The organism is Aquamicrobium sp. LC103 (assembly GCF_001014615.2).
Lineage (GTDB): Bacteria > Pseudomonadota > Alphaproteobacteria > Rhizobiales > Rhizobiaceae > LBCQ02.
Genome location: NZ_LBCQ02000011.1, coordinates 211578 through 227308 on the forward strand (window position 1 = coordinate 211578; position 15731 = coordinate 227308).

The 15731-nt window shown below is 63.9% G+C and carries 13 protein-coding genes and 1 tRNA gene; 8 read left to right on the forward strand and 6 right to left on the reverse strand.

Going from position 1 to position 15731, the window contains the following annotated elements:
• The first annotated feature begins 306 nt into the window (after positions 1–306).
• Positions 307–2322: a bifunctional diguanylate cyclase/phosphodiesterase gene (locus tag XW59_RS21520; RefSeq protein WP_246666162.1), complete on the forward strand. Its 2016-nt coding sequence runs from the start codon at positions 307–309 to the stop codon at positions 2320–2322.
• Positions 2323–2423: 101 nt separating this feature from the next.
• Here XW59_RS21520 and XW59_RS21525 read toward each other — a convergent pair whose 3' ends face one another.
• Positions 2424–2663, reverse strand: a complete 240-nt coding sequence (locus XW59_RS21525; protein ID WP_047147590.1) for a hypothetical protein — start codon at positions 2661–2663, stop codon at positions 2424–2426.
• Between the two features lie 239 nt (positions 2664–2902).
• On the opposite strand from XW59_RS21525, the gene XW59_RS21530 reads away from it, so the two are divergent.
• Positions 2903–3199: a hypothetical protein gene (locus XW59_RS21530; protein ID WP_136068397.1), complete on the forward strand. Its 297-nt coding sequence runs from the start codon at positions 2903–2905 to the stop codon at positions 3197–3199.
• A 50-nt stretch (positions 3200–3249) separates the two neighbouring features.
• Here the strand turns inward: XW59_RS21530 and XW59_RS21535 are convergent, their stop codons facing one another.
• Positions 3250–3630: a hypothetical protein gene (locus XW59_RS21535; protein ID WP_047147588.1), complete on the reverse strand. Its 381-nt coding sequence runs from the start codon at positions 3628–3630 to the stop codon at positions 3250–3252.
• Between the two features lie 333 nt (positions 3631–3963).
• On the opposite strand from XW59_RS21535, the gene XW59_RS21540 reads away from it, so the two are divergent.
• Positions 3964–4470 carry a reverse transcriptase domain-containing protein gene (locus XW59_RS21540; RefSeq protein ID WP_082137729.1) on the forward strand — a complete coding sequence of 169 codons (507 nt, stop codon included), beginning with the start codon at positions 3964–3966 and terminating at the stop codon, positions 4468–4470.
• Between the two features lie 330 nt (positions 4471–4800).
• Here XW59_RS21540 and XW59_RS21545 read toward each other — a convergent pair.
• Positions 4801–4874: transfer RNA gene (locus XW59_RS21545), tRNA-Gln, on the reverse strand.
• Between the two features lie 331 nt (positions 4875–5205).
• On the opposite strand from XW59_RS21545, the gene XW59_RS21550 reads away from it, so the two are divergent.
• Together XW59_RS21550 and XW59_RS21555 are read left to right on the forward strand one after the other, a co-directional pair.
• Positions 5206–6603, forward strand: a complete 1398-nt coding sequence (locus XW59_RS21550) for a Ppx/GppA phosphatase family protein (RefSeq protein ID WP_082137728.1) — start codon at positions 5206–5208, stop codon at positions 6601–6603.
• Entirely contained in the window at positions 6600–7328 is a 729-nt protein-coding gene (locus XW59_RS21555; RefSeq protein WP_047147780.1) for an RlmE family RNA methyltransferase, read from the forward strand. Before XW59_RS21550 ends, XW59_RS21555 begins: the two co-directional genes overlap by 4 nt.
• Before the next feature lie 70 nt (positions 7329–7398).
• Here XW59_RS21555 and XW59_RS21560 read toward each other — a convergent pair whose 3' ends face one another.
• Entirely contained in the window at positions 7399–8811 is a 1413-nt protein-coding gene (locus tag XW59_RS21560) for an MFS transporter (RefSeq protein WP_047147587.1), read from the reverse strand.
• A 220-nt stretch (positions 8812–9031) separates the two neighbouring features.
• Between XW59_RS21560 and XW59_RS21565 the strand changes: the two genes are divergently transcribed.
• Both XW59_RS21565 and XW59_RS21570 read left to right on the forward strand, forming a co-directional pair.
• Complete coding sequence (locus XW59_RS21565) at positions 9032–10012, forward strand: MBL fold metallo-hydrolase (RefSeq protein WP_047147779.1); 981 nt, start codon at positions 9032–9034, stop codon at positions 10010–10012.
• A gap of 187 nt (positions 10013–10199) precedes the next feature.
• On the forward strand, positions 10200–12923 hold the full coding sequence (locus XW59_RS21570; RefSeq protein ID WP_082137726.1) for an autotransporter outer membrane beta-barrel domain-containing protein: 2724 nt from the start codon (positions 10200–10202) through the stop codon (positions 12921–12923).
• A gap of 185 nt (positions 12924–13108) precedes the next feature.
• On the opposite strand, the gene XW59_RS21575 is transcribed toward XW59_RS21570, so the two are convergent.
• On the reverse strand, positions 13109–13498 hold the full coding sequence (locus tag XW59_RS21575) for a hypothetical protein (RefSeq protein WP_052958336.1): 390 nt from the start codon (positions 13496–13498) through the stop codon (positions 13109–13111).
• Positions 13499–14141: 643 nt separating this feature from the next.
• Between XW59_RS21575 and XW59_RS21580 the strand changes: the two genes are divergently transcribed.
• Positions 14142–15158, forward strand: a complete 1017-nt coding sequence (locus XW59_RS21580; RefSeq protein ID WP_047147586.1) for a lysylphosphatidylglycerol synthase domain-containing protein — start codon at positions 14142–14144, stop codon at positions 15156–15158.
• On the opposite strand, the gene XW59_RS21585 is transcribed toward XW59_RS21580, so the two are convergent.
• Positions 15089–15727, reverse strand: a complete 639-nt coding sequence (locus XW59_RS21585) for an exopolysaccharide biosynthesis protein (RefSeq protein ID WP_047147585.1) — start codon at positions 15725–15727, stop codon at positions 15089–15091. The two genes, XW59_RS21580 and XW59_RS21585, sit on opposite strands and share 70 nt — an antisense overlap.
• Between the last annotated feature and the right edge of the window lie 4 nt (positions 15728–15731).

Below are 15731 nucleotides of genomic sequence, written 5' to 3' on the forward strand. Positions count from 1 at the left end.
CCATTGATCCATGGCGCGAACGAAATGGCAAGGGTAGCGGTTGCGTGGCGTGTCTCCTCGATACCGCGCTGCCTGCACGGGCGAAGCGGCGGCAGGTTCCCCGACGCCCGTATTACTTGAGGCAAAGTCACTATTCGCCTTTAACGTGTTTTTATCACCTTTTGCTTAAATGCCTCGATAGCGGGGGCAGAATTCGGCCGTCAGGCTGCATCTGCCGAATTCTTTCGGGGTCATTGCGTGCGGGTCATTTCTTGTCTCGCCACGGAGCACAATCCGTGGCTCGTCCTTCTTGCGGCCTTTGTTTGCGTGAGCGGTGGGTGGATCACCTTCGGCCTTTTCCGGCGAGCGGAGAAGACGCACAATCTCCAGCGTGGCGGTTGGGTGTTCCTGACCGCAGTGGCGGCCGGTTCCTCCGTGTGGTGCACCCATTTCATAGCCATGCTCGCCTATGACGCCGGCGCGCCGATCACTTTCGATCCGGTCCTCACCATGGTGTCGCTTCTGATCGCCGTGGCCGGCTCCGCCTACGGCTTCGCGGTCGCCCTGCAGCGCGGGTTCCGCTTCATGCCCGAACTCGGTGGCGCGGGCATCGGCTTCGCGATCGCGGCGATGCATTATGTCGGCATGACGGCCTATAGGGTCGACGGCGTCGTAGCGTGGGACGCCGATTACGTATTCAATTCGATCGCGCTGGCCGTGATTCTCGCGGCCGTCGCCGTCGGGCAGGCCATCCGCCGTCCGTCGCGCCATTCGCTTCATCTCGCGCACGGACTTTTCGTTCTCGCGGTCGTCGCGCTTCATTTCACGGGCATGGCCGCCGTTTCTGTGACGCCGATGGAGACGGGCGCCGCCGGCACCGACCCCGACGTGCTGGAGGCCATGGCGATCGTGGTCGCCGGCGTCGGCCTGCTGATCGTCGGCACCGGTATCGCCAGCTACATGATCGACGCGCGCGCCACGCAGGAATCGATCCAGCGGCTGCAGCACATGGCGCTGAACGATTCGCTCACCGGCCTGCCCAACCGCGTGAGCTTTGCCGACTATCTCGACAACGAGCTGGAGCGGGCAAATGACGACGGCGCGAAGCTTGCCGTCATCGGCATCGACCTCGACCGTTTCAAGGAGATCAACGATCTTCGCGGCCACAAGGCGGGCGACCTGGCGCTGAAAGCGGTCGGCCGGAGGCTTGCGCGGCTTTTGAAGGACGGCGAATTCGTCGCCCGCGTCGGCGGCGACGAATTCAGCGCCGTCAAGCGCGTCGAAAGGCAGAACGATCTGCTCGATTTCGTCTCGCGCCTGGAAAAGACCCTGTTCGAGCCGATCCGCATCGACGATTTCGAGACGGCGACCGGCGCCAGCATAGGCGTCGCCGTCTATCCTGAGGACGGCACGGAGCGGGAGCGCCTCGTCAGCAACGCGGATCTCGCGATGTACCGCGCCAAGACCGACGTGACGCGTGCCGTCTGTTTCTACGAATCCCGGATGGACGAGAGCGCGCGCACGCGCCGCACGCTGGCGCAGGATCTGCGCCGCGCGGTCGACCTCGACCAGCTCGAGCTGCACTACCAGGTGCAGACGTCTGTCTCCACCGGCGAGGTGCGGGGGTACGAGGTGCTCGCGCGCTGGAACCATCCCGAGCGCGGCCAGGTGCCGCCGTCGGAATTCATTCCGATCGCCGAGGAAACGGGCACGATCCTCGCCATCGGCGAATGGGTGCTGCGTTCAGCGTGCCGCGAGGCGTCGGCGTGGGAAAAGCCCTACAAGATCGCGGTCAATCTCTCGCCGGTCCAGTTCGCTCACGCGGATCTGGCGCGGCTCGTGCACGAGATATTGCTGGAAACCGGCTTGTCGCCCGGTCGGCTGGAGCTCGAGATCACCGAATCCACCATCATTGCCGACAAGACCCGCACGCTCCACGCGCTCCGCCAGATCAGGGCGCTCGGCGCGACCATCGCCATCGACGATTTCGGCACGGGATATTCGTCGCTCGACACCTTGCGCTCATTCCCCTTCGACAAGATCAAGCTCGACCGCTCCTTCATGAACGAGGTCGAGGAAAGCGTCGAGGCGAAGGCGATCGTCCGCGCGGTGCTGACGCTCGGCAGGAGCCTCCATATTCCCGTGCTCGCCGAAGGCGTCGAGACCGACGATCAGCTTGCGATCCTCCGGGCGGAAGGCTGCGACGAAGCGCAGGGCTTCTTCCTTGGCCGCCCCAAGCCCGTTGGGCAGATATTCCAGGATGGCAGCGTCGCCGGCAGCGAGGCACTATCGGCGTTCTCCGGCCGCGTTCCGCACCTTCGCGTCGGGCGCAGAGCCGGATAGAAGCAGCGTCGACACGGCGGGAAAATCTCGCGGCTGGATCGATCGAGCATCCCGCGTCGCCCGGGGCCGGAGTTGCGATCGCCGTACGCCGTTTGCCGTGCTCAAGGAAGATCGTAGGAGGTGATGATCGGCAGCGAACCGTAAGGGGCGCGCAGCCGCGCCCGCTCATGCGACTGCCGCCTCACGGTCGCGGAGAGCTTGGACACGACCTGCCGGACGCTGTCGGATATCTGAAAATGACCGCACGAGGCGCAGTCGATTTCGAGATAATGACCGCTCGCGGGCTTCGGATGTTTCGCCTTGCCCTTGCAGATCGGACAGGCCACCGCAACCTTGGCCATTCCATCTCCTCCATGTTGAATGCATTGAGGAAAGCAGAGTTCGCCGCGTGCGGCAAGGCTGGGCGGTCTTTCTGGCTGAGAACCGTTACGGGTGTTTCTCCGCCACGTTGGCGAACACCACGCCGACCATCGGGCAACCGGACCTCAGGAGTGTCATCGCCGAAATCCTCGTCGAGATCGGCAACGTTGTGCCCGACCACTGCCGGGAAGCCTCGCAGCGTTTCGCGCCCGCGAGCTAGATGGCAGCAGATGGCAGGATGATGTGCAGTGCCATCATCCCCCCGCTATACCCTGAAATGTTGCAACCAACTCATAGGGCGCTCAATCCCGCAATCCCTGAAATGGTCGCCGAAGCAAAGGCGAAGTTCCGCCCGGTTCCCGATACCTTCATCCCGAGCGACCGCTTCAACGCGCTCATTGATCGGCTGAAGGAAATCAACGAACAGGATGACGAGGCGCGCGACAAGGCGATTCAGTTCGCCTTGCTGGACGTTGGCCGGATTGCCCCGGAAAGCTCGCGCAGCTACTACGAATAGCCGCCGATCACCGCCAACCTACCCGAAGCCCGCCGATCACCCGGCGGGCTTCATCCTTCCTCTGCCATCTGTTGCCGCATATTGAGATAGGCCCGCCAGCCCATCGACGGTTCCGTTGCCTTGTCGAAGCTGTGAGCGTGCCGCATTGCCGTCAAGTCGAAAAGGCGACGAACGGCGGAATTGATATCCAGCAATTCCTGCAATGTGGTCGCGTCCGCAGGCTTGTTTCCCGGCAACTTTCGTGCGCAATCGGTATTCTTGAGCCGAAGTGCGTCAAGCCGCTGGCCAAGTTCACCGTCGCCGCTGCCTTCGGCCCAGCCTGTTAAGAGATCGAGCGCGCCTTGGTTTTGGGCAACTAGCTTGATTTGTTCCCTGATACGTTTCTTCGTGAGCCACCCGAACATCATGTCCCCCTTGTCGATTAACTTCACCAGCTAGATTCACTGGTTCCGACGACTTGTAATATCTCTTGATCGAGACTACATCTCGAACCGCTGTCGGCGATAGCCCGCAATTCACCTTGCATGTTACCCTGACTAATCCTTCGGGATGACCTTGTGTAACCTGTATCGAGACCCATAGGGTTCTCTCAGTTGACAACTCCAATGCGACGGAGTTGCAGGTTGCCGGCGGCTAGCAATGGAGGTGAGCATGGTGAAAAAATCCACACTCGCTGGCCTTGTTTGCAAGTATCTGCCGGTGGTTATACTCATTCTTGAGTTAACCAATCAGGTGATTGATCTTGTGAATAAGGTCGTCGAACTATGCCAGTTCGATTTCAAAGCTTCGAATATTCATACCTCCGAAAAGGGAAGCCGGTCTTTGTGCCTGGCCCTCGCGGCAAGGAAATCGGCTACGACATCAAGGGCAAGGTCGAAGAAGCATATGCGTTCGACCCTTTCGTTTATCACTTTCGACCGGGCGGACACGTGGGCGCGCTTCACGCGCATCGAAACCGGGCGATTTTCTCCCGTATCGACATAGAAACATTCTTTTACGGCATCGGCAGAAACCGCGTCGTTCGCGCTTTGCGTGACATCGGGATTGAGCGCGCTAACCACTATGCAAGGTGGTCCACGGTCAAGAACCCCTACGGGGAACCGAACTACGCCTTGCCCTACGGCTTTGTGCAGTCGCCGATTCTGGCAAGCCTTGTCTTGATGACATCGCCCGTCGGCAACTACCTTCGCGGCCTACCGCCCGATCTAACGAAGTCGGTCTACATGGATGACATAGCGTTGTCGGGAGACAGCGTTGAGGCGTCACCGTAGCGTTCAACGGCTTGCTCGCAGTGCTTGAGCAGTCCGGTTTCCAGATCAATGATGAGAAGACACGCCAGCCCGGCCCGGCGATGGACGTTTTCAATTGCGATCTAGCACCCGGCGAAACCGTGGTGCGAGAGGATCGAAGGGCTGAATTTTATGAAGCCGACCCTTCCGCCGCGAGTGCGGTAGCATTCGAGAGATATTGCGGCACTGTCGAGCAGGGCAACGTAGCACCCGCACCCCTGTCCAATGATCCGGTTTTATGACCCGGAAAACTGTTCCGGTTGCGATTTTTTCGTTTCGCCTAAGTGCTTGTTTTTATTGAAAAAAGAGGTGTGGCTGGGGAACCTGGATTCGAACCAGGACTAACGGAGTCAGAGTCCGTGGGTCTACCGTTAACCTATTCCCCAAGACCGTGGAGCGCGTTGCGCGTCCGACAATGACGGGCGTTTTATCCGCCCGCTCGAAATAGTCAACCATGAAAGTAGGTCGGCGCGCAGATGATTCCCAGTTCGGATGCGTCGGCCGGCATTCCGTTCGTCCGCGTCGTGCGCCGGGCGGTGGCGGCAAGCCGTGCTCTTCCGGGTCATATCCGGGAACCCGCCATCCCATGCCGCCGCCGCCGTGTCTCCGTTTGCCGCTTGGTAATTACCGCGGGGGCTGCTACCTTGATCGCAACCTAAAATATCTGAGTGCCTGCAGCGTCCTTTCGGTGCGCGCGGCGCTGAAAGGACGAGACCCTTGAAATATCCCGTAAACGGCGCGGATGCGTCGGACGGGGGGGAATCCGGGATTTTTCCGTCGCCGGGCGACGGAACGCACCGGAAGGCCAAAGCGGGAAACGGTGCCGGCGCCGAGCCTGGAGCCGACCGCCCGCAGCCGGGCGAACCCCCGAAGCAGGGCCACAAGAAAAGGCGCAAGCGCCGGCGTGGGCGAAAGGTCTTCGCGCGCGAGGCGCCGCAACGGCCGGACGGTGCCGAAGGGCCGCGGCCGACGGGAAACGGTGCCGCCAAGCCGGCTGCCAATAGCGGCCGCGCCGGCGCTTCCGCAAATGCCGTCCGCGCGCCGCAACCCGAGCACCGGCCGCAATTTCCGCCGCCCGCCCGCTACCGCCCTTCGATGGGCGAGGAGCCGCCGCTCTATGCCGCGCTCGACCTCGGCACCAACAATTGCCGCCTGCTGGTAGCCATGCCGGGCCGGCCCGGGCAGTTTCGCGTCGTCGACGCCTTCTCGCGCATCGTGCGACTGGGCGAGGGGCTTTCGTCCAGCGGTCGGCTCGGCGAGGCGGCCATGGACCGCGCGGTCCAGGCCCTCGCCGTCTGCGCCGACAAGCTGCGCTCGCGCAAGGTGCGCCGCGCGCGGCTGATCGCCACCGAGGCCTGCCGCTCCGCCGACAACGGCGAGGAATTTGTCGATCGCGTGAAGCGCGAGACGGGACTCGCGCTGGAGATCATCGACCGCAAGACCGAGGCGCGGCTCGCCGTCTCGGGCTGCGGGTCGCTGGTCGAGCGGGACACCGACGGTGTGGTGCTGTTCGACATCGGCGGCGGCTCCTCCGAGATCGCCTTGATCGACGTCTCCGGCCAGCGTTCGCCGCGGCTCGCCAACCACATCGTCTCGTGGACGTCGTTGCCGGTGGGCGTGGTTTCGCTTGCCGAGCGGTTCGGCGGACGCCATGTCACGCGCGACATCTTCAAGGCGATGGTCGACGAGGTCACCCGGCTGCTCGACAGCTTCGAGGGCAGGGGGCGACTCGCGCATGTGTCCTCCGGCGAACGCTTTCACCTGCTCGGCACGTCCGGCACGGTGACGACGCTCGCAGGCGTGCATCTCGGCCTCGAACGCTATGACCGCCGCCGCGTCGACGGTCTGTGGATGGAAAACGGCATGGTCGACGCGATGATCGACAAGCTCCTGGGCTGGGAGTTCGAGCAGAGGGTGGCCAATCCCTGCATCGGCGCCGACCGGGCGGACCTCGTGCTGGCCGGCTGCGCGATACTGGAAGCGATCCGCCGCCATTGGCCGAGCGAGAAGTTGCGCGTGGCCGACCGCGGCCTGCGCGAGGGCATGCTCTCGGAACTGATGGCGGACGATGGTGTGTGGCGGCGTGGCCGCAGGCGCGGAGGGCAGCGGTCGTGAAGAAGCCGGGCGGAACGAAATCGGCGAAGTCCGGCGCGGGCGCGCGGGCGCTGAAGACGCGCATCAAGAAGAAGAGCGGGTTGAAGAACTCGTCGCGGCGCTGGCTCGAGCGTCATCTGAACGATCCCTATGTGCATCGCTCGAAGGCGGAAGGCTATCGCTCGCGTGCCGCCTACAAGCTGATCGAGATCGACGACAAGCACAAATTGCTGAAGCCGGGCATGCGGGTGATCGACCTCGGCGCCGCCCCCGGCGGTTGGCTGCAGGTGGCGGCCGCGCGCGCCAAGTCGCCCGACGACAAACCGGCGATCGTCGGCATCGACTATCTGGAGATGGACGCGGTGCCGGGCGCGACGATCCTGCAGATGGATTTCCTCGACCCGGATGCGCCGGAAAAGCTCATCGATACGCTGGGCGGAGAGCCGGACATCGTCATGTCCGACATGGCCGCGCCGACGACCGGCCATCGCCGCACCGATCATATCCGCACGATGCATCTGTGCGAGGTCGCCGCCGATTTCGCCGTCTCGGTGCTGAAGCCGGGCGGCCATTTCCTCGCCAAGACCTTCCAGGGCGGCACGGAGGCCGATCTGCTCGACCTGCTCAAGCGAAACTTCCGCACGGTCCACCACGTCAAGCCGCCGGCCTCGCGCGACGAATCCGTCGAGCTCTACATTCTTGCCAAGGATTTCAAGGGCAGGAAGGACGATGCCGGGGCGGAGTGAGGTTGCCGGAACAGTCCGGCTTGTTCCGTCGAGGTCGTCGACAGCTTCGTTGCCCTGAAACCGCGCGCCCTCACATGACCGAGGGCGGCTCCTCCTCGCTAGCCTTCTTTCGCAGATGGCCGGACACCGACATGCCGGCATCGGGTGCGAGCCTGAGGATCGGCAGCGCCGACATTGCAGCGATCAGCGCGATGACGAGGAAGGCGAAGGAGAAGGCGGCGAGCCCGATGGGCTCTCCCGTCACGAAATGATGCCCCTCGAGCAGCATGCCGGCCACCGCGACGCCGAGCGCGATGCTGATCTGCTGCGAAACGGCCGCGATTGCGGTCGCCTGGCTCGCCTGCCGGTCGTCGATCTCGGCGAAGACGAGCGCGTTGTTCGAGGTGAAGAACAAGGAGCGCAGGAAGCCGGCCGCCACCAGTATCACGATGATGGTCCAATGCGGCGTCTGCGGGTTGAAGAAGGCGTTCGCCGCCATCAGCAGAGCGCCGGCGAGCGAGGCGAAGAGCAGGACGTTGCGGAAGCCGATCGCCTTCAGAAAGGTGGTGGCGAAGAATTTCAGCGATATGGCGCCCATGGCGCTGGCGAAGGTGAGCATTCCGGATTCGAAGGGCGTCAGCCCGAATGCCAGCTGGAACATCAGCGGCAGGAGGAACGGGATCGCGCCGATGCCGATGCGGAAGATCGAGCCGCTGAGGATGGCGATGCGCGGCACCGGGTTGTCGAGCAGCCTGAGGTCGAGGATCGGATTGGCCGTGCGGTGCGCATGGCGGACATAGGCGACCGCCGCGACCGCTCCGAGCGCGAGGGTGGCGATGCCGACGGCCGGCGGCAGCGCCGGCAGGCTCACCACCGACAGGCCGAAGACGATGCCTGCCGCGGCGATCGCCGCAAGCGCCAGGCCGCGCGCGTCGAGCGGCGCCGCGCCGCCGCCCGGCATGTCCGGCAGGATGCGGCCGGCGACGACGATGCCGATCAGCCCGATCGGGATGTTGATGAGGAAGATCCAGTGCCAGGTGAAGAACGTGGTGATGAAGCCGCCGACCGGCGGTCCGACGAGCGGGCCGACCAGGGCCGGGACGGTGAGCCAGGCCATGGCGGCGACGAGCTGGTTTCGCGGCGTCGAGCGGACCAGCACCAGCCGCCCCACGGGCGTCATCATCGCTCCACCCATGCCCTGGAGGAAGCGCGCCATCACGAACTCGCCGAGCGAGCCGGAGGCAGCGCTTGCGATCGAGCCGAGCATGAAGATGGCGATGGCGATGCGGAACACGCGTTTGGCGCCGAACCGGTCGGCCATCCAGCCGCTGACGGGAATGAAGATCGCGAGAGCGACGAGATAGGCGGTGAGCGCGAGCTTGAGCGTGATCGGGCTGGTGCCGATATCGGCGGCGATCGCCGGCAGGGAGGTCGCGATCACCGTCGAGTCCATCTGTTCCATGAACAGGGCGACGGCAAGGACGAGCGGGACGGCGCGGTTCAATTTGCTGGCCTTGTTCTTGCCAGCAAGGGCTGCGGCAGGGCTGTGGACGGCATGGCCAGCCGGTTAGCATGGCGCGCGCGCCGCCACAATCGCGGATTGTCGCGCGAGCCGGTTCGGCGCCCCGTCACAATGGCGTGAAATGCTTGTCTCCGGCTGGTCCGCCGCCATTTGGCATTGCAAGTTGCAGGCAAGACGAAAGAGCCAGATGGGAGAGACAGAGATGACATCGTCCACGAATCGCAGGACCATGATGAAGCTTGGAGTGCTCGGCGGTTTCGGGCTTGCCGCTCCGCGGATCATGGTGCGCGCCGCCCACGCCGAGGTTCCCATGTCGGAGGTCGAAAATCCCGGGTTCTATCGCTTCAAGCTCGGAGAGTTCGAGGTCACGTCCATTCTCGACGGACTACGCCCTGGCGATGGCCCGCATCCTACCTTCGGGGCGGACCAGAGCCCGGAGAACGTCGCCGAGCTTCTGGAGCAGAATTTCCTGCCGGCCGGCCGGTTCGTGAATTCCTTCACGCCGGTTCTGGTCAATACGGGCGCCGAACTCATCCTGTTCGATACCGGCCTTGGCGCCGGTGCGCGCGAGGGCGGCATGGGCCGGCTGCGCGCGAGAATTGAGGCGTCAGGCTACGGCCCGGATGACGTTTCGGTCGTCGTCGTCACCCATTTCCACGGCGATCATATCGGCGGGCTGATGGAGGACGGCCAGCCCGCCTTCGCCAATGCGCGCTACGTGACCGGCCAGGCCGAGTACGACTTCTGGACCGCGGAGGAACGCCTCTCGGGCGCGACGGAAAACGCCGCGCGGGCGGTGCAGGCCAATGTGGTGCCGCTGGCGGAGAAGACGACGTTCATCGGCGACGGCGACGAGGTGGTTACCGGCGTGACCGGAATACTTGCGGCCGGCCACACGCCGGGACACATGATCTTCCGGCTCGAGTCCGGTGGTCGTTCGCTGGTGCTCACCGCCGACACGGCGAACCACTACGTCGCATCGCTGCAGCGGCCGGACTGGCACGTGGCCTTCGACGCCGACAAGGAGGCGGCCGCCGCAACCCGCAAGCAGGTCTTCGACATGATCGCCTCGGAGCGTATTCCCTTCATCGGCTATCACATGCCGTTTCCGGCGGTCGGCTATGCCGAGAAGCTCGACGTCGGCTATCGTTTCGTGCCGGTCAGCTACCAATTGATGCTCTGATTGCAACCTTTTAGGCGGGAAACGTTGCGTTGCACGCGGGACACACCTGCGCCGGAACGTCGCAGTCGCGCCGTGCCGTTTGCGCGCTGCGCAGTTGCAGCCCTCTTTTGATTGTGACCATATTGCGGCGGGCACGGGGTTTGTGGATCGACATCACATTGCGATGTCGGTTGTAGAGAGGTCAACGATGCGGCTTGTCGCTCAAGCTCCCGCAGTGCCCAATCGGCATTCGAGAGAAAATTTTCGTTCGTTCAAAAAAGCGCTGCTGGCTTCGGCAGCGCTGATCGTTCCCGCTTTGCCTGCCTCGCAGGCGTTGGCCGCCTGCGACCTGACGCCGACAGCCGGCAACAGCGTCTATATCTGCGACAGCGGCACCAGCGGCGCACTGACGGATCTGGATGGCAACAACAGCCTGACCATGCCCGAAAGCGGCAGCGGCACGATCGATGGAAACGTCGTCTTTGGTCCGGGCGCCGACACGGTCATAATCCATTCCGGCACCATCAACGGCAATGTCCAGCAGGGCGCCGGCATCGACGATTTCCAGATGACCGGCGGTCAGATCCAGTCGCTGAACCAGGGCGATGCGCTGGACACCTTCCTGATGTCGGGTGGTCGCATCGTCGACTTCTTCGACGACGGCGACCGCGCCGTCATGACCGGCGGTCGCATCGGCCGCGTCAACATGAAGCTCGACAAGAACTACTTCAACATGTCGGGCGGCACGATCGATCGCAACCTGGTGACCGGCTTCGATGAAGATACGATCATCATCTCCGGCGGCACGATCGGCGGCAACATCAGCGTCAGCGGCGGCAACGATACCGTGACCGTGACCGGCGGCTCGATCGGCGGCGACGTCCTGATGAGCTTCGGCGAGGACAGCTTCACCTGGGACGGCGGCGGCATCATCTACGGCAATGTCGATCTGGGTGGCGACAACGACACCGCGTCGCTCAGCAATTTGACCGACGCCCATATCGGCGCGACCAAGACGGTCAATGGCGGGCTCGGTACCGACGCCTTGACGCTCGAAAACGTCAAGACCGGCGGCGTAGGCCGTTTCGACAATTGGGAGACGATCGATCTCACCAACGACACGCGGCTCACATTCGACGACACGCTGGTTCTAGGCGACAGCGGCACCGGAACGGGCACGCTGACGGTGGATGCCGCGAGCACGATCTATGGCGGCGGCGCGAATGGCGGGATCTCGGCCTTCGACGCCGGCCAGCTGGCCGAAGTGTTCAATTCGGGCCGCATCGACCTGACCAATGGTGGCGACAGCACCTCCGACACCTTCACGATCGCCGGCAACTACACCGGCGACAACGGCCTCCTGTTCCTCAACACCGTGCTTGGCGACGATTCCTCGGCCTCCGACAAGCTGGTGATCGACGGCGGCGCGGCTTCCGGAACGACCGGGCTGAGCGTCATCAATGCCGGCGGCGCGGGCGCCGCGACCACGCAGGACGGCATCATGGTCGTCGAAACGGTCAATGGTGGAACCACCGCCGGCGGCGCCTTCGCCCTCAACAGCCGCGTGGCCGCGGGAGCTTTCGAGTACTATCTCTTCAAGGGCGGCGTCTCCGACAACACCGAGGAAAATTGGTACCTGCGCTCGACGCTGGTGCCCGACACCACCGCCGCTCCTGCGCCGGACCCGGTGACGCCAACCCCTCCCGAGCCTCAGCCGGAGGAGCCGGAGACAGTGGCGCCACCGCCGCCGCCCGCGCAGGATCCGCCGCCGCTGGAGGTTGATCCGGACGATCCGGATCCTCAGACCTCCCCCGACGGCGTCGAGGTGACCGATCCGGAGCCGGAAGCTCCACCGCCGGCACCGCCGGCCGATCCGGCCAGCCCGCCGCCGCCTCCGCCGGACGTGCCGACCGCTCCGGCGCCTCTGCCGGGCAGTGCGACGACCCCGCCGACGCCGGGCGCGACGCCGGTCGTCGCCGAGGTGGTGCCCCTCTACCGCGTCGAGGTGCCGGTCTATTCGGCCGTGCCGCCTGTGGCTCATCACCTCGGCCTGGCGACGCTCGGCACCTTCCACGAGCGCCGTGGCGAGCAGTCGCTGCTCAACGGCGCCGCCGGCTACCTGCCGACGAGCTGGGGTCGCATCTTCGGTCAGGACATCGAGATGGAGTGGGAAGGAACCGTCGCCCCCGGGTTCGACGGCAACCTCTTCGGCTTCCAGGCCGGGCAGGATATCTACGGTTGGGAGTCCGACGGTGGCCATTTCGACCGGGCCGGCCTGTTCGTCGCCTATACGAGCATGAGCGGCGACATCAAGGGGCAGGCGCTCGGCTGGAACAATCTCGCCGTCGGCGATCTCGACATCCACGGCACCAGCTTCGGCGGCTACTGGACCCATATCGGACCGCAGGGCTGGTATCTGGATGGCGTTGCGATGGCAACCTGGTTCGGGGGCGATGCGACGTCGAGCTCCGGGCAGAGCATCGACATCGACGGCACCGGCGTGACGCTGTCGCTCGAGGGCGGCTATCCGTTCCAGCTCTCGCCGCAATGGGTGCTGGAGCCGCAGGCGCAACTGATCTGGCAGCACCTGTCGCTCGATGACACCGCCGACAGCTTCTCGTCGATCTCCTTCGATGCAGACGACGCGGTGACTGGTCGGGTCGGGCTGCGATTGCAGGGCAATTACGATACCTTCCAGCCCTATCTGAAGGCGAATCTCTGGCACAATTTCTCTTCCGACCAGACGATCAACTTCGACGGCGATCCAATTCTGACCGAAATGGGCGGAACCTCGCTCGAGTTCGGCGGCGGCGTCATCGCCAAGCTGAGCGAGAACGTCAGCCTTTTCGCGACCGCGGACTACACCACCAATCTCGGTGGCGAGAAGACGCGGGTGTTCGAGGGCAATGTCGGCCTCTCGGTCAAATGGTGATCTGAGCTGGCTCCGGCCTCCGGGCCGGAGCCAGCCTCTCGGCGGATGGCCGATCCATTTCCGTCCGTAGGGCCTGCATTGAAGACAATCCCGGTCTGCTTTTTGGCCTTGTTCGGTCATCCTCTCCAACAGGAAAAGATGCCGTGCCGCCGGCTCGGAGCGGTCCTTCCCTTAGGATTTCGTCGCTATTCGCTGACCGCCGCCTTGGCAAAGCACTCGGCCACCGACCTTGGCGTGCCGAGCTTTTCGGCCCACCGGACCAGTTCGGGAGTTTCGCTCTCGTCGGCCATGCCGCCCCAGACCTCTTCGAACCTTGGTTTCCCGTCCACGATTTTGAAGAAGAAATAGCCAGGATCGGCGATCGGCACATCCGCGTACACGACGCTCCATGAAGCAGCTTCCATGAAGGTATGGATTTCCACCTTCGATGCGGCGACCTTCGCGTCGAGCGAATGGGCAACGAGCGTTGAGTAGGTTGCCTTGCGCTCAGGGGTGAGCGCGGTGTCGACACCCTTGCATGACAGGTTCGCCGAGGAATGCGAAACGCTGCCCAGGAGCGCGATGGTGGTAGCCAAGGCTGTACGTCGAAATCGGGGAGACATCATAATCCTCGTGGTTGGCCGAGCCCCACCGCGCACAACCTAGCCGCGATTTCCCCAGCCTGCAACGAGGCCGCGAATGGCGCCTTGACGATTATCCAGCGATTTCATCGCCCATGGCCGCGTGGGGCGTAGGGGCGATGCCGCTCGATTCGCACCGCGACGGTGCGTCGCGCATGACGCCCTTCCGCCATTGCCATCCGCGATCTACTAAAGACGATCCGGGCCGCCGGCGCATGACGCGTCACCTCCGCAATCCGCGGGGCACAGGCAAGCAGGCTTCAATAAAATTCGGGATGACGACACTTCTCCTCGACATGGCGGGGACAATGAGCTTTTTTAGACCCATGGGGCGTGGGAAAATCAGCGGCGGCGCCAAAGCCGCCCGCACAGCAAGTCTATTGTTTTCTCCAGCGGCGGATCGGCGGCGGCCGTTTGCTCGCGCGACCGCCAGGGCGTTCCGGCGCGGGCTGCCGCGACATGCCGCCACGCCCAGACATTCGGCAATTAGAGGGTATCGCGACGAGCCTGACCGTTCGTCGCCATCTCGCCAAAGTGGATTTCTACGACTTGGACCGCACTGGCGGGAACAGGAGCAAACACCGATGAAAGGATCTTGATGGCGTTCAAGAAGTATATCTGGCCCGTGGTCGGGCTGTGTGCCGTCGCCTTCTCCATCTGGCTGCTTTATCACGAGCTGCGTGGACTATCGCTCGACGAGGTCATGGACAGCCTCTCGGCGATCCCGACTCACAACTGGGTACTGTCCGCCCTCGCGACCCTCGTCGCCTATGGCGCGCTTGCCGGATATGATCACATAGCCCTCCTGCACCTGCGTAAGCGGGTCCATTGGCTCTTCATCACCGTCTGTTCCTTCACCACATATGCGCTTTCGCACAATATCGGCGCCTCCGTCTTTTCCGGCGCCGTGGTGCGCTACCGCGCCTACACCTCGCAGGGTTTGAGCGCGCGCGAGGTCGGCATCCTCGTCGCCTTCTGCTCCTTCACCTTCGCGCTGGGAACGATCCTGCTCACCGGCCTGGTGCTGGTGATCCAGCCCGAGATCACCGAGCGTTTCGTGGATATTCTTCCCGTGGAGGCCTCGGCGACGACCGGCTATCTTCTGCTGGGGCTGGTCGCGCTCTACGTGCTGGGAAGCTGGCTGGGCTTCAAGCCGCTGAAGATCGGCTCCTTCGAGCTTCAATATCCGCGTCTGCCGATCGTCGCCCGGCAATTGATCATCGGTCCGCTGGAACTGGTCGGCGCTGCGGCGATCGTCTATTTCGCGCTTCCGGAAGCCGGGAATCCGGGCTTCATCATCGTGCTCGGCATCTTCCTGGTTTCGTTCTCGGTGGCGCTGATCTCGCATGCGCCTGGCGGCCTCGGGGTGCTCGAGCTGGTCTTCCTCACCGGCCTGCCGGACATGGAGCCGGTGGACGTGCTCGCCGCGCTGGTGGTTTTCCGGCTGTTCTATCTGATCATCCCGTTCGTCGTCGCCCTTTTCGTCATCCTCTTCTTCGAGCGCTCGCAGCTTTCGCGCTCCGAGAAACAGCTTCTGAGGGGGAATCAGGAACCGAACAGCGAGGAGATGCCGCGCCCGGCCGAGAATGCGAGCCAGGCGAGCACCGAGAAATAGATGATGGTGGCGACGAACATCACATAGCCGAGCAGGACGAATATGCCGTCGCGCTGCGATATGCCGGCGGCCATGAAGAGGATGCCGAGCGCAGGCAGGGTGTTGGAGAACGGCACCAGCCCAAGCGGGAAAAGCAGCAGCACGCCGCCAAGGCACAAGGCGAGGCCGTTCAGCCGGTTCACGAAGGCGCCCTCGGTGAAGGCGGAGATGCGCGGGCGGATCACCCGGTCGATGCGATGCACTGTCTGCAGGCCCTTGTTCAAGACCGGAACCAGCTTGCTCGCCTCGATCTCCCTGTCGAGCAGCCGGCGCGGGAACCACGGCAGGCGGTTCATCACGATGCCGATGCTGATGAGGATGATCGCGGCGCCGAAGACCGTGCTGACACCGGGAATCGACACCGGCAGCAGGAACGGGATGGTCAAGAGGGCGCACAGGAGGAGCAGGCCCTGCTCTCCGACCAGCTCGAGGAGCCGTCTCAACGTCACGGTGTCGCCCTCGATGGAATCGATCGCGTTCGCCAAGGTGGCGCTCAGCCTGTCCGGCGTGTCCTTGAATTGGAGCGGCATGCGC